The 22144-nt window shown below is 72.4% G+C and carries 21 protein-coding genes; 15 read left to right on the plus strand and 6 right to left on the minus strand.

Annotated features, from left to right (window positions below):
- Positions 1-231 precede the first annotated feature (231 nt).
- Positions 232-1770, minus strand: coding sequence for an MFS transporter (locus AB0I83_RS21485; RefSeq protein ID WP_363305759.1), 1539 nt, complete (start codon positions 1768-1770; stop codon positions 232-234).
- 231 nt (positions 1771-2001) lie between these two features.
- Between AB0I83_RS21485 and AB0I83_RS21490 the strand changes: the two genes are divergently transcribed.
- Positions 2002-3537, plus strand: coding sequence for an MFS transporter (locus AB0I83_RS21490; protein ID WP_363305760.1), 1536 nt, complete (start codon positions 2002-2004; stop codon positions 3535-3537).
- A 24-nt stretch (positions 3538-3561) separates the two neighbouring features.
- Here the strand turns inward: AB0I83_RS21490 and pepE are convergent, their stop codons facing one another.
- On the minus strand, positions 3562-4290 hold the full coding sequence (gene pepE / locus AB0I83_RS21495; protein WP_363305761.1) for a dipeptidase PepE: 729 nt from the start codon (positions 4288-4290) through the stop codon (positions 3562-3564).
- Positions 4287-5201 (minus strand): IclR family transcriptional regulator, encoded by a 915-nt coding sequence (locus AB0I83_RS21500; protein WP_363305762.1) that lies wholly within the window; start codon positions 5199-5201, stop codon positions 4287-4289. The genes pepE and AB0I83_RS21500 overlap by 4 nt, the downstream gene beginning before the upstream one ends.
- 147 nt (positions 5202-5348) lie before the next feature.
- Here AB0I83_RS21500 and AB0I83_RS21505 point away from each other — a divergent pair, with 147 nt between their 5' ends.
- From AB0I83_RS21505 to AB0I83_RS21535, 7 genes are all read left to right on the plus strand, one after another.
- Positions 5349-6302 carry a DUF1177 domain-containing protein gene (locus AB0I83_RS21505; RefSeq protein WP_363305763.1) on the plus strand — a complete coding sequence of 318 codons (954 nt, stop codon included), beginning with the start codon at positions 5349-5351 and terminating at the stop codon, positions 6300-6302.
- A complete protein-coding gene (locus AB0I83_RS21510) occupies positions 6302-7696 on the plus strand; it encodes a cytosine permease (RefSeq protein WP_363305764.1) in 1395 nt (464 codons plus the stop codon). Before AB0I83_RS21505 ends, AB0I83_RS21510 begins: the two co-directional genes overlap by 1 nt.
- The gene (locus AB0I83_RS21515) at positions 7693-9000 is read left to right on the plus strand and encodes a M20/M25/M40 family metallo-hydrolase (protein WP_356533238.1); all 1308 of its coding nucleotides are present in this window, start codon (positions 7693-7695) and stop codon (positions 8998-9000) included. Before AB0I83_RS21510 ends, AB0I83_RS21515 begins: the two co-directional genes overlap by 4 nt.
- Before the next feature lie 117 nt (positions 9001-9117).
- Entirely contained in the window at positions 9118-9774 is a 657-nt protein-coding gene (locus AB0I83_RS21520) for a class I SAM-dependent methyltransferase (protein WP_363305765.1), read from the plus strand.
- Between the two features lie 52 nt (positions 9775-9826).
- A complete protein-coding gene (locus tag AB0I83_RS21525) occupies positions 9827-10669 on the plus strand; it encodes an N-acetylmuramoyl-L-alanine amidase (protein WP_363305809.1) in 843 nt (280 codons plus the stop codon).
- 186 nt (positions 10670-10855) lie between these two features.
- Positions 10856-11683 (plus strand): DUF5336 domain-containing protein, encoded by an 828-nt coding sequence (locus tag AB0I83_RS21530; protein WP_363305766.1) that lies wholly within the window; start codon positions 10856-10858, stop codon positions 11681-11683.
- Between the two features lie 233 nt (positions 11684-11916).
- Entirely contained in the window at positions 11917-12207 is a 291-nt protein-coding gene (locus AB0I83_RS21535; protein WP_356533243.1) for a hypothetical protein, read from the plus strand.
- A gap of 138 nt (positions 12208-12345) precedes the next feature.
- Here the strand turns inward: AB0I83_RS21535 and AB0I83_RS21540 are convergent, their stop codons facing one another.
- From AB0I83_RS21540 to AB0I83_RS21550, 3 genes are read right to left on the minus strand one after another with little or no spacing between them, the layout of a single operon-like run.
- Positions 12346-13428 carry a prenyltransferase gene (locus AB0I83_RS21540; RefSeq protein WP_363305767.1) on the minus strand — a complete coding sequence of 361 codons (1083 nt, stop codon included), beginning with the start codon at positions 13426-13428 and terminating at the stop codon, positions 12346-12348.
- Entirely contained in the window at positions 13425-14156 is a 732-nt protein-coding gene (locus AB0I83_RS21545) for a methyltransferase domain-containing protein (protein WP_363305768.1), read from the minus strand. The genes AB0I83_RS21540 and AB0I83_RS21545 overlap by 4 nt, the downstream gene beginning before the upstream one ends.
- 52 nt (positions 14157-14208) lie before the next feature.
- Positions 14209-15522, minus strand: a complete 1314-nt coding sequence (locus AB0I83_RS21550; protein WP_363305769.1) for a glycosyltransferase family 4 protein — start codon at positions 15520-15522, stop codon at positions 14209-14211.
- 230 nt (positions 15523-15752) lie between these two features.
- On the opposite strand from AB0I83_RS21550, the gene AB0I83_RS21555 reads away from it, so the two are divergent.
- From AB0I83_RS21555 to AB0I83_RS21585, 7 genes are all read left to right on the plus strand, one after another.
- Positions 15753-16358: a TetR family transcriptional regulator gene (locus AB0I83_RS21555; RefSeq protein ID WP_356533250.1), complete on the plus strand. Its 606-nt coding sequence runs from the start codon at positions 15753-15755 to the stop codon at positions 16356-16358.
- A 128-nt stretch (positions 16359-16486) separates the two neighbouring features.
- Positions 16487-17722, plus strand: coding sequence for a substrate-binding domain-containing protein (locus tag AB0I83_RS21560; RefSeq protein WP_363305770.1), 1236 nt, complete (start codon positions 16487-16489; stop codon positions 17720-17722).
- 3 nt (positions 17723-17725) lie between these two features.
- Complete coding sequence (locus AB0I83_RS21565; RefSeq protein ID WP_363305771.1) at positions 17726-18517, plus strand: ABC transporter ATP-binding protein; 792 nt, start codon at positions 17726-17728, stop codon at positions 18515-18517.
- Positions 18514-19275 carry an ABC transporter ATP-binding protein gene (locus AB0I83_RS21570; RefSeq protein ID WP_356840315.1) on the plus strand — a complete coding sequence of 254 codons (762 nt, stop codon included), beginning with the start codon at positions 18514-18516 and terminating at the stop codon, positions 19273-19275. Before AB0I83_RS21565 ends, AB0I83_RS21570 begins: the two co-directional genes overlap by 4 nt.
- Positions 19275-20162, plus strand: coding sequence for a branched-chain amino acid ABC transporter permease (locus AB0I83_RS21575; RefSeq protein ID WP_363305772.1), 888 nt, complete (start codon positions 19275-19277; stop codon positions 20160-20162). Before AB0I83_RS21570 ends, AB0I83_RS21575 begins: the two co-directional genes overlap by 1 nt.
- Positions 20159-21253, plus strand: a complete 1095-nt coding sequence (locus AB0I83_RS21580) for a branched-chain amino acid ABC transporter permease (protein ID WP_356840317.1) — start codon at positions 20159-20161, stop codon at positions 21251-21253. The genes AB0I83_RS21575 and AB0I83_RS21580 overlap by 4 nt, the downstream gene beginning before the upstream one ends.
- Entirely contained in the window at positions 21250-22140 is an 891-nt protein-coding gene (locus AB0I83_RS21585) for an alpha/beta hydrolase (RefSeq protein ID WP_363305773.1), read from the plus strand. Before AB0I83_RS21580 ends, AB0I83_RS21585 begins: the two co-directional genes overlap by 4 nt.
- Positions 22141-22144: the final 4 nt, after the last annotated feature.

Genomic DNA, 22144 nt, shown 5'->3' on the forward strand with positions numbered 1-22144 from the left:
AGGCCAGAACCGACACGACCCAGACGCGTCCGCCGGGGCCGGAGGCGGAACGCGACGACGGCTCCGGAAGGCACCGGGGTGGCGCGTCGGCGGAGAGCGCGGCCGTGCGGCCGCACGGCCGGCACCGTCGTCCGGCCGGAGGGGGTGACAGCGCGGCGGTCTGAGACCGCGGGGCACGAGACGCGGAGGGCCGTCCCGGCAAGGGGCGGTCCTCCGCGCGCATTCGGGCCCTCAGGCCCGCTCGGCGGTCTTCCCGGCCGTCCCGTCGGTGGTCGTCGCCCCGTTCGTCCCCGCGACGGGCTCGTCCGCCGGCTTCCGGCCGGGCACGCCTGCGGCGCCGGCTCCGCGCCTTCCGGGGTGCCCCGGCAGCCAGAGCAGCATCATCACCGCTCCGGCCACGAGCACCACCGCGGAGGTGCGGAAGGCCAGGGCGTATCCGGCCGTGATCTCGCCCGCGGCGCCGGACCCGGCGGTGCGGGCCGCGGCGACCGTGGACAGCACGGCGAGGCCCAGCGCACCGCCCATCGTGCGGGAGGTGTTGATCAGGCCGGAGACGAGTCCGGCGTCGCCGGGCGCCGCGCCGGAGGTGGCGAGCGAGGCCAGCGGGGTGGAGGCCAGGCCGGAGCCGGCCATCATCAGCATGCCGGGGAGGCAGACCGCGGTGAGGTAGGACCCGTGCTCGCCCATGGTGCACTGCCAGCCGAAACCGGAGGCCGCGACCAGGACGCCCGCCACCGCCAGGGGCTTGGCACCGGTCCGCGCCATGATCCGGGGAGCGGCCTTCGCGCCGACGAAGACGGCGGCCGAGCTCGGCACGAGGGCGAACCCGGCCTGCAGAGGTGTGTAGCCCAGCACGTTCTGGGCGTAGACGGTCATGAAATACCACATACCGAAAGTCGCCGAACCCAGCAGCAGCATCGACACGTTCGCCGCCGAGACGGCCCGCACTCCGAGCACCCGCAGCGGCATCAGCGGCGCCGCGGCGGTCGCCTCCACCAGGACGAAGACTCCGAGCAGCGCGAGCCCGCCGAGGAGCGGCACCAGGGTGCCCGCGTCGGACCAGCCCGCCGCCTCGGTCTGCACGATGCCGTACGCCGTCGTCGCCAGCCCCGCCGTGACGAGCACAGCGCCCAGCAGGTCGACCCGGCGCCGGTCGCCCGCCCGGCCCTCGGCGAGCCACACCGCCGCGCCGGCCAGCACGAGCGCGCCGATCGGCACGTTGATGAGCAGGACCCACCGCCAGGACAGGGCGTCGGTGAGGACGCCCCCGACCAGCCCGCCGGCCGCTCCGCCGCCCGCGCCGACCGCCATCCAGGTGCCTATCGCCCGGGTCCGCGCGGGGCCCTCGGGGACCGCCGCGGTGAGGAGCGTGAGCGTCGCCGGGGAGAGCACCGCGGCGCCGAGGCCCTGCGCCGCGCGGGCGGCGAGCAGTTGCCAGCCCTCCTGTGCGAACCCGCCGGCCAGCGAGGCCGCGGTGAAGAGGCCGAGCCCGGTCATGAACATCCGCTTGCGGCCGTAGATGTCCGCGGCCCGCCCGCCGAGCAGCATGAATCCGGCGAACGCGATCGAGTAGGCGTTGACGACCCACTGCAGTCCGGGACCGCTCAGCCCCAGGTCGGTGCGCATGGACGGCAGCGCCACATTGACGACCGACACGTCGAGGACGACGAGGAACTGACCGGTGCAGGCGGCCGCGACCACGGCCCAGGTACGGGTTCTCGACGGGGCGGGCAGTCGTGCGGGTGGGGAGTCGTGAGCCATGGGTGTCATACTCGCAGGCCGTGCGTGCCCCGTACATCGGTTCGGGGTCCCGCTCCGGTCCCGGCCGGAGGACGTAGGACCCTCACCGACTGCGCTGATTTTACGCCGCGTTCACCGGAATACCCCGGGCATACGGAAGCGTTCACCATGCACACACTTGGCGGTCGGTGCTGCCCGTCGGCGCACTCCCGCACGCTCCACCCTGCCTTTTTCCGACTCCCCTGCCCGGAGGCCACACGTATGCGACGGACGACGAACGAACAGCAAGGCGGGAAGCTCCGCGGCCCGCGCCGGGGCGGCGGCGTCGTTCCCGTACTCGCGTTCGCGGGGATCACCGTCGCCGTGATGCAGACCCTGCTCGTCCCCGTCATCAAGGACCTCCCGACCCTTCTCCACACAGATCCCGCCAACGCGACCTGGGTGATGACGGCGACCCTGCTCGCCGGTGCCGTCGCCACCCCGATCATGGGGCGGCTCGGTGACCTGAACGGCAAGCGGCGGATGCTGCTCGCCAGCCTCGCCGTGATGGTGGTCGGTTCGCTGGTCTGCGCGTCCACCGACGACCTGGTGGTGATGATCGCGGGCCGGGCGCTCCAGGGCTTCGCCATGGGTGCCATCCCGCTGGGGATCGGCATCATGCGCGACGTGCTGCCGCGCGAGAAGCTCGGCTCCGCCATGGCCCTGATGAGCTCTTCCATAGGCGTGGGCGGCGGACTCGCCCTCCCCGCCGCCGCGCTCATGGCGCAGCACGCCGACTGGCACGCGCTCTTCCTCGGCTCGGCCGCGCTCGGGGTGCTGGCCATGACGCTGACCGCCTTCGTCGTGCCGGAGCCCCCGCTGCGCGCGCCCGGCCGCTTCGACGTGGTCGGCGCATTGGGGCTCTCCCTGGGCCTGGTCAGCCTGCTGCTCCCCGTCACCAAGGGCAGTGACTGGGGCTGGACCTCGCCCCTGACCCTCGGGCTGATCGCGGCGGCCCTGGTGATCCTGGTGCTGTGGGGTCTCTTCGAACTGCGCAGCCCGGCGCCGCTGGTCGATCTGCGTACCAGCGCCCGCCGTGAGGTGCTGCTCACCAACCTCGTCTCGATCATGGTCGGGGTGGCCTTCTACGCCGTCTCGCTGGTCCTGCCGCAGCTGCTCCAGCTGCCCGCGTCGACCGGCTACGGGCTGGGGCAGTCGATGGTCGTCGCCGGGCTCTGCGTGGCGCCGCTGGGGCTCACGATGATGTTCGTGGCCCCGCTGTACGCCAGGATCTCCGCCCGCCGGGGACCCAAGACCTCCCTGATGCTCGGCATGCTGATCATCGCGATCGGCTACGGCGCGGGGCTCGGGCTGATGAGCGCGGCCTGGCAGACCGTGGTGATCGCGGTGGTGCTCGGCGCCGGGATCGGGCTCGCGTACTCCTCGCTGCCTGCCTTGATCATCGGTGCCGTCGACGCGTCCGAGACCGGTGCGGCGAACGGCCTGAACACGCTCATGAGGTCGATCGGCACCTCGCTGTCGAGTGCGGTCATCGGAATGGTGCTGGCCAACACCTCGGTGCGGATGGGGGCGGTGGACGTTCCCAGCATGGAGGGCTTCCGCACCTCGTTCATGATCGCCACGGGGGCGGTGCTGATCGGTCTCGTACTGGCCGCGTTCCTGCCCGCGCAGCGGCCCGCGCGGCCGGTGCTGCTGGCCAGCAGCGCGGGCGACGCGCTCGCCGCCGCGGAGTCCGCCGGGGTCGGCCCCGTGGCGGCACCGGTCGCCGCGGCGGGACCCCGGACCTCGGCGCCGTAGCCGGAGGGCCCGCCCCGGCGGCGGTCAGCGCCCCGGAGAGTCGAACCTCGGCTCCGTGGTCAGCAGCCGGGACAGGTCCGACCCGGCCGGGAGCTCCTGCGGCGGGTTGCCTCGGGTGAACAGCCGGGCGGGTCCGGCACCGCCGAGGTGTGCCGCGTGTCGGTGGACACGGAGCCAGGAGCCCTCGCGCAGCCCGAGCACGGGCACGTCGTTCTCCTCGAGGAACTCGGTGAGCCGCTCCTCACGGGTCTCGCCCTTGTGGGTGTCGGCCGGACGCGGGTCCAGGTAGTGCGGGTTGATCTGGAACGGGACCAGCCCCAGCGCGTCGAAGGACGGCGGCTGGACGATGGGCATGTCGTTGGAGGTGCGGAGTGTCGGCGCGGCCATGTTGGTCCCCGCGCTGGCGCCCATGTACGGCAGTCCGTTCCGTGCGGCGTCCCGCACCGCCTCGCGGAGGCCGGTGCGGTACAGGGCGTCGAGGAGCCGGAAGGAGTTGCCCCCTCCGATGAACACTGCTTCCGCCGCGTCGAGTTCGGCCACCGGGTCGGCGCTCTCGTGGACGCCTCGCACGCTGACCCCGGACGGCTCCAGAGCGGCGCGGACCCGCGCGGTGTACCCGTCGTGGTCGGCGAGGGCGTACGGCACGAAGGCGAGCCGCGCGCGTTGCGGCAGGAAGGCGGCGACGGTGTCCAGGGCGTGCTCCAGGTAACCGAGTCCGTACTGGGTGGAGTTGGAGAGAAGCAGCAGATTCACGGTGGTTCCTCGTGGGGACGGGACCGGCTGCCGGCGGGGCGGCCGGTCGGTGCGGGGACGGGCGGTCGGCTCCCGGCCGGGTTTCGGGCGGTACGAGGGCGGCCCGCGCGGGACTTGGGCCGCTGGGGCGGGTGGGTGAGCCGCCGCTCCAGGAGGCGGGCGGCGTGCCGGAGCGCGTCGAGCCGGTCCTCGGGCGCTCCCCCGAACCGGCCCTCGCTCCCGCCGAGGCTGAGGCTTCCGTAGGGTTCGCGCCCCAGGAACACCGGCACGGCGACGGTCGCGATCCCGGTGTCGTACTCGCCGACCGTCCACGCGTACCCCTGGGCGCGGATCTTCAGGAACTCCTTCTCCAGCAGGTCCGGGTCGGTGACGGTCCGGTCGGTGAAACGCGCCATGGGGCGGCCCCGGAACAGTCGGTTGCGCTGATCGTCGGGCAGGCAGGCGTAGAAGGACTTGCTGGTGGCGCCGGCGTGCGCGGGATAGAGCTCACCCACCAGCGGGTAGTAGCGCAGCGGCCCGGACTCGCCCTCCTCGGCGGCCACGCACCGCATGTGGAAGCTGTCGGGCAGGCAGAACAGGACTGTGTCGCCGGTGGTCCGGCGCAGGTCCTCCAGCACCGGTGCGGCCAGCAGCTCCAGCGATCCCGAGCGCTCCCAGAGACGCCCGAGCCGCAGCACGGCGGGACCGATGCGGTAGCGGCGGGTCACCGGATCGGAGACCAGGAATCCGCGGCCGGCGAGGGTGGCCAGCAGGCGCTGGGCGACCGAGGTGTCCCAGCCGAACTCCTCGGCGACCTCGGTGACACCCCAGTCGGGCCTCGTGCGCTCGAAGGCGAGGAGCACCAGGAGCGCCCGGTCGACGGTTTGGAGCGCGCCGGTGGGGGTGTTCCGGTCGAGATCGAAGTCGGCCATCAGCATCTCACCATTCAGACCTGAATTGCAGATAACGGGAAACTGTTGCGTTCCACGGTAGCCGATCCCGAATGTTGCTCCAGACCCCGCCCCGCGCCCCACCTCGGGAGCGCCGGACGGGTGTCCCGCACCGGAGAAAGGCCCCCCATGCTCAAGTACGTACTGGACATCGTCGAGTTGTTGGACGACCCGCAGGTCAGCGGCAGGTCCGTCGCCGGGCACCTCGACTCCGTCGCCGGGGCCGAGGGCGCGTCCGCGCAGGTCACCACCGTGACCGGCGAGCGGGGGTCGACGGATTTCGTGCTCGTCCGCATCCCCGGCACCCGGGGACGCCTTTCCGGCGGCACCGCCCGGACGCTCGGTGTGGTCGGCCGGCTCGGCGGTGTCGGCGCACGGCCGGAGGTGACCGGACTCGTGTCCGACGCCGACGGCGCGGTCTCGGCCCTCGCCACGGCCGCCAAGCTGCTGGACATGCGCCGCCGGGGCGACGTACTGCCCGGCGACGTGGTCATCGCCACTCACGTCTGTCCGAGCGCGCCGACCGAGCCGCACGACCCCGTGCCCTTCATGGGGTCCCCGGTGGACATCGCCACGATGAACCGGCACGAGGTCACCGGCGAGATGGAGGCGGTGCTCTCGATCGACACCACCAAGGGCAACCGGATCATCAACCACAAGGGCCTGGCCCTCTCGCCCACCGTCAAGGAGGGCTGGGTGCTCCGGGTCTCCGAGCAGCTCGGCGAACTGCTCGCCGTGGTGACCGGTGAGCCGTTGGTCACTTATCCGGTGACCACACAGGACATCACCCCGTACGGTAATGGTGCACACCACATCAATTCGATCCTGCAGCCCTCCACCGCGACCGCCGTCCCCGTGGCCGGCCTCGCGATCACCTCGGCCGCCGCGGTGCCGGGCTGCCAGACGGGCGCCAGCCACGAGGCGGACATCGCGTCCGCCGCCCGGTACGCCGTCGAGGTCGCCAAGGCCTTCGGCGCCGGAACCCTGGACTTCCACGACGCGGTGGAGTTCGACAACCTCGTCAACCGCTACGGGTCGCTCGCTCACCTGCAGACCTTCGGCCGCACACCCCAGGAGTCCTGATGGCATCCGACAGCCGGGCCGTCGCCACGGCCCCTGAGGCCAAGAGCATCGGCAGCGACGACTACTCGCTCTCACGGGTGCCGCGCAACAGGCGCTTCGGCTTCTGGTCGATGCTCCTGCAGTGGCTCGCCCAGTCCGGATCCATCTCGCAGTTCACGCTCGGCGCCACCATCGGCGTCGGAATGACCTTCGGGAACGCGTTCCTGGCCTTCACCCTCGGCGCGGTGATCCTGGAGATAGTGATCTTCGCGATCGGCCTGGCCGGGATGCGCGAGGGCCTCGCCACCCCGATGCTGACCCGCTGGGTGGGCTTCGGCCGCAACGGTTCGGCGCTGGTCAGCTTCGTCATCGCGGTCAGCCTGGTCGGCTGGTTCGGCGTACAGAACACGATCTTCGGCAACAGCGTCTCCGCCCTCGTCGGCGGCCCGTCCTGGATGTGGTGCGTCTTCGCCGGGATCGCCATCACCGCTCTGGTGATCTTCGGCTTCAGGTACATGGCCATGTTCGCGAAGATCGTCACCCCGCTCTTCTTCGCCATGGTCGCCTGGTCCGTCGTCACGACGCTGAAGGACCACTCGCTCAGCGACCTGATCAGCTCGCCACCGCCCGGTGAGACGATCCCGCTGGCCGTCGCCGCCACCGCCATCGCCGGCGGCTACATGACGGGCGCCATCGTCTCCCCGGAGATGACCCGCTACAACAGGAAGGGCTCGCACGTCTTCGTGCAGAGCGCCTCCTCCATGATCCTCTCCGAGTACATCGTCGGCATGGTCGGCGTGCTCCTCGGCCACCTGGTGAAGTCCAGCGAGGTCTCGCACATCGTGCTCTCCACCTCCGGCGCGTTCGGTGTGATCGTGGTCCTGATGTCCACCGCCAAGATCAACGACTGGAACCTGTACGGATCCTCGCTCGGCGTCGTCAACTTCTTCCAGGTGGTCTTCGGCAAGCGACTGCACCGCGGGGTGGTCACCGTCGCCCTCGGCGCCGCCGGCACGCTCCTCTCGGCGGTCGGCATCATGACCCACTTCACGGAGTTCCTGTCCCTGCTGGGCGTGATGATCCCGCCGATCGGCGGGATCATCGTCGCGGAGTACTGGGTGGTGAAGCGGATGCGCCGGCCCCTCGACGAGACCCGGGAGGCGCAGACGCTCCCCCGGACCTCCCCCACCTGGGTACCGATGTCACTGGCCATCTGGATCACGGCCTTCTGCGTCGGCAAGTTCTTCGACGGCGGTATCCCGGCCCTCAACTCCCTGGCCACCGCCTTCCTGCTGTACTGCGCGCTCGGCCTGCTGGGCTGGGTCAGGCCCTACGGCACCTCCACCCTGGACGACGACGCGCACACCCCCGCTGCCGCCGCCCCCGTCACCACCACCACGTCAGGAGCGGCATGAGTACCGTCCCCGCGTCCGAGGAGGCCCAGGAAGAGGTCATCGGTCTCTGTGCCGAGCTGATCCGCTTCGACACCTCCAACCCCACCAGCGACGAACGCGCGGCGGCGGACTGGGTGACGGCCCGCCTCGCCGAGGTGGGTATCGCCTCCGAGCTGGTCGAGTCCGCACCTGGCAGGGCCAACGTCGTCGCTCGCGTCGAGGGTGCCGACTCCTCCCGGGGCGCCCTGCTGGTGCACGGCCACCTCGACGTCGTACCTGCAGAGGCCTCCGAATGGCAGGTGCCGCCCTTCTCCGGGGAGATCCGCGACGGGTACCTCTGGGGGCGCGGCGCGATCGACATGAAGGACACGGTCGCGGTCATGCTGGCCACCGCCCGGCACTTCGCCCGTACCGGTACGCGGCCCGCCCGCGATCTGGTCCTCGCCTTCCTCGCCGACGAGGAGGCGGGCGGCAGGTTCGGCGCCCACTGGCTGGTCGAGCACCGTCCGGAGCTGTTCGCCGGAGTGACCGAGGCGATCGGCGAGGGCGGCGGCTTCTCGTTCGCGATCGACGACACACGGCGGCTGTACCCGATCGAGAACGCCCAGCGCGGCATGGCCTGGATGGAGCTCACCGCCACGGGGCGCGCCGGCCACGGCTCGTCGCCCAACGACGAGAACGCGGTCACCGACCTCGCCGAGTCGCTCACCCGGATCGGCCGGGCGACCTTTCCGATCCGGTTGATCGAACCGGTCCGCGCCCTGCTGCGGGAGGCCGCCCGGCTGTACGGAGTGGAGTTCGACGAGGAGGACATCGAGGGGACGCTGTCCCGGCTGGGCCCGGTCGCGGACTTCATGCAGGTGGTGCTGCGCAACTCCGCCAACCCCACCATGTTCACCGCGGGTTACCAGACCAACGTGATCCCCGGGACGGCCACCGCACGTGTCGACGGCCGGTTCCTTCCGGGCCACGAGCAGGAACTGGTCGACGCCGTCGACCGGCTGCTGCTGCCCTCGGTCACCCGGAAGTGGGTCAACCACGACATCGCGATGGAGACCACGTTCGACGGCCCGCTGGTCGACGCGATGTGCGCGGCCGTCCGCGCGGAGGACCCGGACGGCCACCCCGTCCCCTACTGCAACCCCGGTGGCACGGACGCCAAGGCGTTCGACCACCTGGGCATCCGCTGCTTCGGCTTCAAGGGCCTGAAGCTCCCGCACGACCTGGACTACGGCCGGCTCTTCCACGGCGTGGACGAGCGCGTCCCGCTGGAGGGCCTGCGCTTCGGCGTCCGCGTCATGACCCGGCTCTGGCAGAGCTGCTGACCGGCCCCGTCAGCCGGGCCCTCCGTACACCCCCGCGCCCCCGCCGATCCGCGTCGCGGGGGTGTACGGCACGATGGGACGCCGTCCTACGCACCCCGCCCCACCAGGAGGAACCCCGTGGCCGCCGAGTCCGCCGTCCGTCCCGAGCCGGAGGTTCTCGCCGCCTTCGAGGCCGCCAAGGGCTTCATGCCGGTCCACGAGGGCCTCGCCCTGTACACCGCGGCCGTGCGGGCCGCCGCTCTCGGCCTCCCGCTCCTGGAGGTCGGTACCTACTGCGGGCGGTCGACGATCCTGCTCGCCGCGGCGGCCCGCGCCGCCGGGGTCACGGCTCTCACCGTCGACCACCACCGGGGCAGCGAGGAGCAGCAGCCCGGCTGGGAGTACCACGACCCGTCGGTGGTCGATCCCGTCATCGGCCTGATGGACACGCTGCCGTCCTTCCGCCGCACCCTGCACTCGGCGGGCCTCGAGGAGCACGTGGTGGCGCTCGTCGGCCGCTCCCCTCAGGTGGCGGCCGTGTGGGGCGGGACGCTCGGTCTCGTGTTCATCGACGGCGGGCACACCGACGAGCACGCGAACGGCGACTACGAGGGCTGGGCCCCGAAGGTCGCCGACGGCGGGCTGCTCGTGATCCACGACGTGTTCCCCGACCCGGCGGACGGCGGCCAGGCCCCCCACCGTGTGCACCGACGCGCCCTGGAATCAGGGGCGTTCACCCAGATCTCGGCCCTGGACTCGCTGCGGGTCCTGCGGCGTACCGGGGCGGGGATCTGAGGGGCACGGATAGCATCTCGACGTGCACCACGACGACTTCACACCCCCCGCCCTGCGCGCGAGCGCGCGCCGCAGGACCGTGTTCGCCGCCGCGGCGCTCGGCTGCGCCTGCCTGACCGCCTCGGGATGCGGGGGTGACGGGGGGACGGCACCCGGCGGCGACCCCGCCTCGGCCCCGGAGCGGACGCCGGCCCCGACCCCGTCCTCGGAGCCTCCGCAGCGGCCGCTCGCCGGACGCACCGTGGTCATCGACCCGGGGCACAATCCGGGCAACCGGGAGCACACCCGGGAGATCGCCCGCCAGGTGGACATGGGCACCGGGCGCAAGGAGTGCGACACCACCGGAACGGCCACCGACGCGGGTTACCCGGAGGCCCGGTTCACCCTCGACGTCTCGCGCAGGCTGCGCGCACTGCTGGAGAAGCAGGGCGCGAAGGTCGTCCTCACCCAGGACGGCGACCGCCCGTTCGGCCCGTGCGTCGACGAGCGCGCCCGGATCGGCAACAAGGCCGGGGCGGACGCGGTCGTCTCGGTGCACGCGGACGGTTCGGCGCGGGGCAACCGGGGCTTCCACGTGATCCTCCCCGCGGCGGTGCAAGGCGGCGGCGCGGACACCTCGAAGATCGTCGCCCCCTCGCGCGACCTGGGCGAACGGATAGCGGGGGCTTTCGTCCGCGTCACCGGGAGCACCCCTTCCAACTACGTCGGAGGGGACACCGGGCTGGACACCCGCGAGGACCTCGGCGGCCTGAATCTGTCGACCGTGCCCAAAGTGTTCATCGAATGCGGCAACATGCGTGATCCAGAGGATGCCACCCTGCTCACCGGTGCGGACTGGCGTCAGAAAGCCGCTCTCGGCATCGCCGAGGGCATCGGCGGCTATCTGAAGCGGTAGTTCTGCGGTGATCGTGGTGACATCTGGTGGACTGCCGGTCCGGGGTCCGGGCAGCCGCACGACCCGCACGGGCAGACGATAGATTCATCCGTACGATGGGGGGCCGCCCCCGAGCTTCGCGCCCTGCCCGCCGTTCCGGCGGCATCGACGACCGCCCCGACGAGACGACCGACTAAGGACCTTCACGTGAATATCCGCTCCCTCTCCCGAGGCGACGGCGTGGTGATCGGAGCAGCGGTCGTGCTGTTCATCGCCTCCTTCCTCGACCTCTCCGGCTACGACTGCCCCTCGGGCGTGGACTGCTCCGGCTACAGCGCGAACGCCTGGGACTCGCTCTCCGTCCTGATGGGCATCTACCTGGCCGGCATCATCGGCGCCGCGCTGCTGATCGTCAGCCGCGCCCTGCCGGGCCGCAAGGTGGCCGGACTCGAACTCGGCCCGTTCGGCGTCGCGTTCACCGTGTACTCGCTGTGGACCATGTTCTGGACGATCATCGACGCCGGTGACGCCGGTGCCGGTCTGATCCTCGGACTGCTGGCCACCATCGTGCTCGCCGGCGCTGCGGTCGCCACACCGCTGGTGCCCGCGCTCAAGGCCCCGCTCATGGGTGCTCCGCGTCCGGCTCAGAGCGTCCAGCCGGCCTACGGCCAGCAGCCCGGCCAGGGTTACGGCTACCCCGGCGGCCAGCAGCAGTTCGGCGCGCAGCAGGGCCAGCAGCAGCCGTACGGTGCGCAGCAGGGCCAGCCCGGCCAGCCGCAGCAACAGCAGGCGGCGGCGGCCCAGCAGGCGCCCCAGGGCGGTGCTGCACCGGCCGGTGACTTCACACCGTTCTGGTTCGCGGTTCCGGTCGCGCGCCCGCTGTACGGCGAGGACGGCGCGCCCAACCCGATCGCCGAGCTCGCCCCCGGCACCTGGTACCTCGCGGTCGAGCAGCGTGGTCCCGGGCTCATCGCCCAGACGCAGGACGGCCGTCGTGGCGTGCTCCAGGACACCACGGGCATCCAGCGCGGCTGACTGATCCCCGGCAAGTGGCCCCCGCCCTCCAGGGCGGGGGCCACTGCCGTTCCCGGCCGGGGTGTTGCCGTCTCCCGGGTGCGCCGACGGGAGGCTACCGGCCCAACTGGGAGGTGGACGGCACCTTGTCCGTCACCTCGGCGCCCGCCTCAGGCTCGCCCGTGCGGGAGCCGTCCGCCAGTCGGTGCCCGCCGTACGGGTTTCAGCCACGGCAAAGCGGCAATCTGGAGTGCATGTCAACAAGAAGAGGCTCAGGAAGCAGCACCGCCGCGCGGGTCATAGCCATCGTCGCGGACATCATGGCGTTCATCCTCGTCCTGTGGATCCTGATGTACCTGCTCGACGCCAACCGGGGCAACGAGCTGGTGCAGTTCGTCCACGACTCGGCCAACTGGCTGGCCGGCTGGTCGTACGACCTGTTCACCTTCGACAAGGCCTGGGCGCGTGTCGTCGCCGGCTACGGTCTGGCCGCTGTCGTCTACCTCTTCATCGGGCACGCCGTGGCCGGCCGGGTCCGCCGCTGACCCGCCTGCCCGCTGTCCACGCCCGTGGCCCCGGTACGGACCGGGGCGCCCCCTCCCGCTCCCGACCGGGGCCACGGTCCATGTCCCGCGCCCCGTCCCGCCGTACGTTCGCGGGGCGGGGTACTTCTTCGGTCCGGGTCAGACGGGCTCGCGGCAGCAGTCGGGTTCGAGTCCCGTCGGCAGCCGCTCACCGCTGAAGACCGCCGTGGTCGCCTCGTCGCCCCCGAGCGCGGCCACCGCGAGCAGCAGTGAGCCGGCCGTCCAGGTCGTGAGCTCCTCCGGCCAGAAGGCCTTCTCGCCCTCGAAGACGTATCCCGTCCAGTACAGACCGCCCTCGGCCCGAAGGTGCTGGACGGACTGGAGGATCTCCAGCGCCCGGTCGGACTCCCCCGTCACCCAGAGGGCGAGGGCCAGTTCGCAGCTCTCGCCGCCCGTCACCCAGGGGTTGGGCAGCACGCAGCGCACTCCGAGGCCGGGGACGACGAAGCGGTCCCAGCCCTCCCCGATCCGCCGTGTCGCGGCGGGTCCGGTGAGCGCGCCGCCGAGCACCGGGTAGTACCAGTCCATCGAGTAGCGGCTCTTGTCCAGGAAGCGCTCCGGGTGGCTGCGGATCGCGTGGCCGAGCGCGCCGGTCGCCAACTCCCAGTCCGGCTGGGGTTCCTCGCGGTCCTCTGCCAGGGCGAGTGCGCAGCGCAGTGCCTGGTGGACGGAGGAGGAGCCGGTCAGCAGCGCGTCGGTGACGGGGGTGCCGTCGGGCTCGCGCTTCCAGCCGATGTGGCCGCCGGGCTGCTGGAGCCCCAGCACGAACTCGATCGCCGCGTAGACCGTCGGCCACATGCGGTCGACGAACGCGTCGTCGCCGGTGGCCAGGTAGTGGTGCCAGACGCCGACGGCCACGTAGGCGCAGAAGTTGCTCTCGCGTCCGAGGTCGGTGGGCCGGTCGGCGTCGCCGTCGTGGTAGGCGGCGTACCAGGACCCGTCGTCGTTCTGGTGCCGGGCCAGCCAGGCGTAGGCGCGGGCGGCGGCCTCGTGCTCACCGGCCGCGTCCAGGGCCATCGCGGCCTCGGTGTGGTCCCAGGGGTCGAGGTGGTGGCCGCGGAACCAGGGCAGTGCCCCGTCCTCCCGCTGCACGGCGAGCAGCGCGGCCACGGTCTCCGCGGCCTGCTCGGCGGTGAGGACACCCGGCAGGACGAGGTGTTCCGTCTGCTCGGGCGTACTCACGCCTCGGCCCTGGGCAGGTGCGGCTTGGTCGCGTACGCCACGAAGCTCTTGCCGACGACCGGGTTGAGCAGCTGCTCGGCGACCCGGGTGGCCAGGGGCTTCTTCATGATGTCCCAGACCAGCAGCTTGTGATAGGCGCGTACCGGCAGCGCCTTCTGGTTGTCCACCCCGAAGGCGCACTTCAGCCACCAGTACGGGCTGTGCAGGGCATGGGCGTGGTGGGTGCCGTAGGGCTTGAGCCCGGCCTCGCGGATCCTGCCGAGCAGCTCCTCGGCGCGGTAGATCCGGATGTGGCCGCCCTCGACCTCGTGGTAGGCGTCGGAGAGGGCCCAGCAGATCTTCTCGGGGCCGTAGCGGGGCACGGTGACCGCGATCCGGCCGCCGGGCTTCAGCACGCGGACCATCTCGGCGAGGACGCCCTTGTCGTCCGGGATGTGCTCCATGACCTCGGAGATGATGACGACGTCGAAGGACTCGTCGGGGAACGGCAGGTTGAGCGCGTCGCCCTCCATCGCGGTGGCGGTCGCGCCTTCGGGGGCCTCGCCAGCCTCCTTCATGGCGGCGAACCACTTGGCGACCTCGCGGATCTCCTCGGCGTTCTGGTCGAGGGCCACCACCTGGGCGCCGCGCCGGTAGCACTCGAAGGCGTGCCGGCCGGCGCCGCAGCCCAGATCGAGCACCCGGTCGCCTGCGGCGAGCGGGAAGCGGGTGAAGTCGACGGTCAGCACGAGGGCCTGCCTTCGAGGTCGGAGGTACGGGTTCCGGGAGCCGTGGGGGCGCTCACCTGCGGGCTCCCCGGGCGGCGATCGACTGACGGTAGAGCTCGACGGTGCCTAGGGCGGCACGCGCCCAGGTGAAGTTGGCCAGCACCCGGGCGCGGCCGGCCCCGCCGAGGCGGGCGCGGAGCTCGCGGTCGCCGAGGAGTCGGCCGAGAGCGGCGGCAAGGGCCCCGGCGTCACCGGGCGGGACGGCGAGGCAGCTCTCACCGTCGGGCCCCGCGACCTCGGGGATGGCGCCGCCGGTGGTGGCCACCAGCGGGGTGCCGGTGGCCATGGCCTCGGCGGCGGGCAGCGAGAAGCCCTCGTAGAGCGAGGGGACGCAGGAGATCTGGGCGCTGCGGACCAGGTCGACGAGTTCGGCGTCGCTGATGCCCTTGACGAACTCGACGGCGTCCTGGAGTCCGTACCGCTCGATGGCCTGCGCCACGGGCCCGTCCTCGGCGCGCTTGCCCACGACCACGAGGTGCGCCCGCGGGTTCTCGGTGCGGAGTTCGGCCAGGGCTTCGACGAGGTGGACGAGGCCCTTGAGCGGTACGTCGGCGCTGGAGGTGGTGACGATCCGGCCGGGGACCTCGGCGACCGAGGGGTCGGGCGACCAGAGGTCGGTGTCGGCCCCGATGTGGACGACGTGGACGCGGTCGGGGCGCACCCCGAGGTGCTCGACGATCTCCTGCTGGGAGGAGCCGGAGACGGTGAGGACGGACGGCAGCCGGCGGGCGACACGCTTCTGCATGCGGGTGAAGGCGTACCAGCGGCGCACGGAGAGGCGCCGTCGTCCGGATTCGGCGGCGTCCAGGTCCAGTCGGCGGTCCACGGTGATGGGGTGGTGGATCGTGGTGACGAGAGGGGCGCCGAGATCGCCGAGCAGGCCGTAACCGAGCGTCTGGTTGTCGTGCACGATGTCGAAGTCGCCGCGCCTGGACACGAGATGGCGCCGCGCCCGCAGGCTGAAGGTGAGGGGCTCGGGGAAGCCGCCGGTCCACATGGTGGCGACCTCGGCGAGGTCGATCCAGTCGCGGTACTCACCGAACCCGGGGGTGCGGAACGGGTCGGGCTGGCGGTAGAGGTCGAGGCTCGGCAGTTCGGTGAGGGGGACGCCCTCGTCGAGCACGGGGTAGGGCTGGGCGCCGATGACCTCGACGCTGTGGCCCAGCCGGGCGAGCTCGCGGCCGAGGTGGCGGACGTAGACTCCCTGGCCGCCGCAGAAGGGGTTGCCCTTGTAGGTCAGGAGTGCGATGCGCAACGGCCGGTCACCGTCGGTGTCCGACACGCCACCGCCCGCGAAGGGGCCTGTCTCTATGGCCTCAGCGGTCACACTCGGCACCCTTCTCACTGCGTTTTCGCCGGAGCGTAACCGGTCGCGCTAATCTAGAACAAGTTTCAGACTCGTTCGTTCAATACGTATCGAATCTACCGGCAGGTAGCGTCCGCGTGACGGCCGGAACAGGTGATTCACGCCACGACGGACGCTCTGGCCGGCTGCGTGTGCCCGGAAACCGGCACCGACCGGACAGGTAACCGGTTCTCCCTTTTTGGATGGGGCAGATGACAGCGGAAGCCAGGCCGGCAGCGGGCCCTCTGACGGCACGCCAGGAGGCCCGCCGCCGCCGCATCCTGCGGGCCGGCGCCCAGCTCGCCGGGCGGGGCGGCTTCGAGGCGGTGCAGATGCGCGAGGTGGCGGACGCCGCCGGGGTGGCCCTGGGCACGCTGTACCGCTACTTCCCCTCCAAGGTCCACCTGCTGGTCGCGGTGATGCAGGACCAGCTCCAGCAGATGCAGACCACCCTGCGCAGGAAGCCGCCGGCGGGCGACGACGCCGCCGAGCGCGTGGCCGAGACCCTGATGCGCGCCTTCCGCGCCCTCCAGCGCCATCCGCACCTGGCCGACGCCATGGTGCGGGCGCTGACCTTCGCCGACCGGGGGGTGAGCGCCGAGGTCGACGCCGTGTCCCGGCTGACCACCGCGATCGTGCTGGACGCGATGGAGTTGGAGGAGCCGACGCAGGAGCAGTTGTCCGTGGTCCGCGTCATCGAGCACACCTGGCACTCGGCGCTGATCACCTGGTTGTCGGGCCGTGAGTCGGTGGCGCAGGTGAGGCGGGACATCGAGACGGTGTGCGGGCTGATCGGCCGGTCGGCCGACACCCCCTGAGCCATGCCCATGTGCGGTACGCACACCGGCACCCGCCCAGGTGGGGTTTCCTGCAACATGTCGACGGCGCCCAGGTGTTCGTACGGTTCGGCCGTCATCACCCGAACCACGCCGAGGAGCCGGTCCCCATGCGTCGCAGAACTGTAGGCACCGTCCGGAGAAGAACCCTGACCGCGGCCGCCCTCGGCGCCGCGGGTCTGCTCATGGTGGGCTGCACCGCCGCCGGCCGGGCGGGCGGCGGATCCGGGAGCGGCTCGGGCGACGACGAGGCCGTCAAGGTGGGCCTGGTGTACTCCCGTACGGGGCTGCTCGCCGCGTACGGCAAGCAGTACCGCGACGGGTTCATGGCGGGCCTCGACCACGCCACGAAGGGCACCGGCAAGGCGGGCGGCCACCGGATCGAGGTCACCGAGCAGGACGACGCGGGTGACCCAGGCAAGGCGGTGTCCGCGGCGAAGAACCTGATCGGCAAGGGCTGCAAGGTGCTGGCCGGCACCACCGACTCCGGCGTGGCCCTCCAGATGGCCCCGCTGGCCGCCCAGAACAAGGTGCTCTACGTCAACGGCCCGGCCGCCACCGATGCCCTGACCGGCGTCAACGAGTACACCTTCCGCTCGGGCCGGCAGTCCTACCAGGACATCCTCACCGCGGGCACCATGCTCGGGGACCCCAAGGGCAAGAAGGTCACCGTCCTCGCGCAGGACTCCACCTTCGGGCAGGCCAACGTCGCGGCCGTCAAGGCGGTCCTCGGCGCCGAGGGGGCGTCGGTCGGCTCGGTCCTGGCCCCGCCCAGCGCCACGGACCTGACCCCCTTCGCCCGGCAGGTCAAGGCGGGCTCGCCCGATCTCGTCTTCGTCGCCTGGGCCGGTGCGACCGCCCCCGCCCTGTGGACGGCGCTCGACCAGCAGGGCGTGCTGAACGCCGGCAAGGTCGTCACCGGGCTGGCCGGGACGGCGTCGTACCCGGTCTTCGGGAAGGCCGGCGCGAAGGTCTCCTTCCTCGCGCACTACTTCCCCGGCGCGGGCGGCGGCAACGCCGTGGAGAAGGCCATGCTGGCCGGGGTCGAGAAGGCGGGCGGGACCCCCGACCTGTTCACCCCCGACGGTTTCACCGCGGCGCAGATGGTCGTGCGGGCCGTCGAGGAGGGCAGCGCCACCGACACCGCCGCCATGGTGAAGGCCCTGGAGGGCTGGAGCTTCGACGGGGTGAAGGGCAAGGAGCTGATCCGGGCCGAGGACCACGCTCTGGTCCAGCCGATGTTCGTGGCCAGACTGAACGGCACGGGAGCCGCCGCGAAGCCCGAACTGGTGAGCACGCTGCCGATGGACGAGGTGGCCCCGCCCGCGAAGCCCTCGGCGGGCTGACCCGTGACGGCGACCGGCTCCGCCACCGCGCGGGACGAGGGGGCGCTCGCGGGCGCCCCGGTGCTTCGACTGGACGGCCTGGGTTGGCGGATCGGTGGCGCGACCATCGTCGAGGACGTCACCCTCGGTGTACGCGAGGGCGAGTTCCTCGCCTTCATCGGGCCCAACGGGGCGGGCAAGACCTCCCTGTTCAACCTGATCAGCGGGATCGTCCGGCCGACCGCGGGCACCATCACGCTGGACGGCTCGGACCTGACCCGCCTGTCCGTGCACACCCGGGCGCGGCGCGGGATCGGCCGGACGTTCCAGACCTCCAGCCTCTGGCCGGGGATGACGGTGGCCGAGCACGTCCGGCTGGCCGCGCAGGCCGTGCACGGCGGTTCGCACCGGCTGTGGCGGCGCGCCCGGCCCTACCCGGCCGAGGTGGACGGCGTACTGGAGCGCACGGGCCTCGGCCACCGCGCCGGGGCCACGGCGGCCGAACTCTCCCACGGTGAGAAACGCAAGCTGGAGCTCGCGGTGCTGCTGGTGGGCGAGCCCCGGCTCATGCTGCTCGACGAACCGATGGCAGGGGTGAGCGCCGAGGAGGTCCCGGCACTCACCGAGCTGATCCGCACCCTGCACCGCGAGGAGGGCCGCACCGTGCTGATGGTCGAGCACCACATGGACGTCCTGCTGGGTCTCGCGGACCGGCTCGCCGTGATGCACCACGGCCGCCTGCTCGCCCTGGACACGCCCGCCGCCGTCACGGCGGACCCGGTCGTGCAGCGGGCCTACCTCGGGGAGGGACTGTGACCGCGCCCCCCGGGGCCACGGCGCCCGCCCTGCTCGCCGTGCGGGACCTGCGCGTGCTCATCGGCGGCCGGCACATCCTGCACGGCGTGGACCTGGACGTGGCCCGCCACGGCGTGACCGCGCTGCTCGGCCGCAACGGGGCGGGCAAAACCACGACCGTGCGCGCCGTCCTCGGACTCGTGCCGCGCGCCGGGAGCGTGCTTCTGGACGGCGAGGAGACCGTGGGACTGCCCACCCACACCCTGGTCCGCCGGGGCGTCGGTTACGCCCCCGAGGACCGGGGGGTCTTCGCGGGCCTCACCGTCGCGGAGAACCTGCGCCTGGCGGAGCGCCGCGGCGCGGGCAGCCCCGCGTACGGCCTGGTCCATGAGCTCTTCCCCGAACTCAAGCGCAGGAGAGGCCAGTTGGCGGGAACCCTGTCCGGGGGGCAGCAGCAGATGGTGGCCATCGGGCGGACCCTGCTCAACGACAACCGGCTGATCATCGCCGACGAGCCCACCAAGGGCCTGGCGCCCAAGGTGGTCACCGAGGTGGCCCAGGTCCTGGAACGCGCCGCCGAGGCGGTGCCGGTGCTCCTGGTCGAACAGAACCTCGCCGTCGTGCGCCGGCTCGCCCGGCACTGCGTGGTGCTCTCCGACGGCCGTACCGCCCACCGGGGGGACGCGGCCGCACTGCTGGGCGACGCGGAGGCCACCCGGCGGCTGCTCGGCGTCGGCCGGGACCCGCTCGCCACACACACCGCGGAGGCGGATTCCTGATGTCCACCGTCGTGCTGCTCACCATGACCGGACTCGGCCTGGGAGCGCTCTACTTCCTCATCGCGTCGGGGCTCTCGCTGATCTTCGGCCTGATGGACGTGCTCAACTTCGCCCACGGAGCACTGCTCTCCGTCGGCGCGTACGGCACCTGGTGGGCCGCGTCCGGCAACCTGCCCGGCGCCGGTCCGGGCGGCTGGGGCTTCGCCCTGGCGGTCCTCTTCGGTACGGCGACGGGCACGCTGGCCGCCGTCTTCCTGGAACTGGCAGTCGTGCGCCCGCTCTACACCCGGCCGCGCGAGCAGGTGCTCGCCACGGTCGGTGTCGGCCTCGCCGTGCCCGCCCTGCTGTCCGGCATCTGGGGTCCGGACGCCCGGACCTTCCCCGGGCCCGAGGCCCTGTCCGGCACCTTCGGGCTGCTGGGCGCCGAAGTCCCGGTCAATCGGCTGGTGCTGATCGCGGCGGCGGCCCTCGTCCTCGCCGCGCTGCGGGTCTTCCTCGGCCGCACCAGGCACGGTCTCGTCGTACGGGCCGGGGTCGAGGACCGGGCGATGGTGACGGCGCTGGGCATCGACGTCCGCAAGGCGTTCACCCTGGTCTTCGCGATCGGCGGCTGCGTCGCGGCGCTCGGCGGGGCACTCGGGGGGCTGTACTTCGGCTCGGTCGACCCCCGGCAGGGCACCTCGCTGCTGATCTTCGCGTTCGTCGTCGTGGTCACCGGCGGGATGGGCTCGGTGACCGGCGCCGCCGTGGCGGCCGTCGTCATCGGCCTGGTCCAGCAGTTCGCCAACTACTACACCGCAGCGGGTCTCGGCGACCTGGCCGTCGTCGTCCTGCTCGCCGCGCTGCTGCTCGTCCGGCCGCGCGGACTGACCGGGAGGCTCGCGTGAGCACCGCCACCACATCCGCACCCGCACCCACTCCGGTCGGCACCGCGCCGGAGCGCCCGGGAGTCCGGCTGCTGCGCTGGTGGCCGGCCGCGGTCCTCGCGCTGCTGGTCTCCGCGCCCTGGAGCGCGCTCCCCGTGCCGGGGCTGCTCGACGGCCCGCTCGGCAGCCCCGGGAGCCTCCAACTCCTGGCGACCTGCCTGCTGTTCGGCGCCCTCGCCACCGGATACGACCTGCTGCTCGGCCGGACGGGGCTGCTCTCCTTCGGGCACGCCCTGTACTTCGCGACGGGCAGCTACGCCACGAACACGTTCCTGCTGGAGGCGGGGCTTCCGTTCGCCCTCGCCGCCGTGCTGGGGCTGTGCTCCGGCATCGTGCTCGCCCTGGTGCTGGGCTCGGTGAGCCTGCGGGTCACCGGCATCGGCTTCTCCATGGTGACGCTCGCCTTCGCCCAGGCCGGCTCGATCCTGGTCTCCCGCGACCCCGGCGGTCTCACCGGCGGCGAGGAGGGCCGGGCGGCCCCGGCGGAACTCCTGCCGTCCTGGCTGGTGGGCATCGACAACACCGCGAACCTCTACTGGATCGCCCTCGCCTACCTCGTCCTCACCCTCGGGGTGGTCCGGTGGGCGGTGCGCTCCCCCACAGGCCGGGTCTGGGAGGGCATCAAGGAGAACGAACGCCGGGTCGAGGTGCTGGGCCTGAGACCGTACGGCTTCAAGCTGACGGCGTTCGTGCTGGCCGGAGCCCTGGCGGCGGTCGGCGGGCTCGTGCATCTGCTGCTGACCGGCGGTTCCACCCCCCAGACCACGACCTCGGACTTCACCCTGTCGCTGCTCGTCATGGTGGTGCTGGGCGGATCGGGCACCCGCTGGGGCCCGATGGTCGGCGGTGTCCTCTACACCTGGGCCGACCACCGGCTCGGTGACCTGGCCGGTTCGGGTGCCGTCGCCGACCTGCCCGCGGTCCTGCGCGTGCCGCTCTCCCAGCCGCTGTTCCTGCTCGGGGTGCTGTTCGTGGCCGTGGTACACCTGCTGCCGGGCGGTCTGGCCCGTCTGCCGTCCCGTCTGCGCCGGCCCCGTGAGGAGAACCGATGACCCCGTACGAGGAGATACGCGTCCCCGTCGCAGGCGGTGGACTGGCCGCGCTGCGCTGGCCGGCCCCCGACCCGGGGGCGCCCGTGGTCATGGCGCTGCACGGCATCACCGCCAACGCGCTGTCCTGGGGCACGGTCGCCCGCCACCTGGCCGGCCGGGTCACCCTGATCGCCCCGGACCTGCGCGGCCGGGCGGCCAGCGCCGGACTTCCGGGGCCGTACGGCATCGCCGCGCACGCGGACGACGCCGCCGCCCTGGCCGAAGCCCTCGGCCTGGACCGGGTGACGCTGGCCGGCCACTCGATGGGTGCCTTCGTCGCGGCGCTGGCGGCCGTGCGCCACCGGGAGCGCTTCGGCGAACTGGTGCTGGTGGACGGCGGGTTCGGCTTCCCCGCACCCACCCACCTGTCGGCGGACGAGCTGGTGAGGGCGGTGATCGGCCCGGCCATGGACCGCCTGTCGATGACGTTCGCCGACCGGGACGCCTACCGCGAGTTCTGGCGGGCCCACCCCGCGTTCGGCGGCGACGCCTGGTCCCCCGAGGTGGACGCCTACATCCAGCGGGACCTGACGGGCGAGGAGCCCTCGATGCGCTCGGGCTGCCGGCTGGAGGCCGTGCGCACGGACGGGGTGGGGCTGTTCCAGGGCGAGGTGCTCTCGGCGGTACGCGAACTACCGCACCCCGCAGTGCTGTTGTGGGCGCAGCGGGGCCTGATGGACGAGGAGCAGGGGCTGTACGACGAGTCCCGGCTCGCGGCGGCGGGCCTGCCGGGCACGATCGTCGAGGCGGTGCGCGTCGAGGACGTCAACCACTACACGGTGCTGACGGGCGACAAGGGGGCCTCCGAGGTCGCCGGCGCCCTGCTGCGGGCGTCGCTCCCGCGCTGAGGCC

It is taken from the genome of Streptomyces sp. NPDC049970 (assembly GCF_040660235.1).
Lineage (GTDB): Bacteria > Actinomycetota > Actinomycetes > Streptomycetales > Streptomycetaceae > Streptomyces.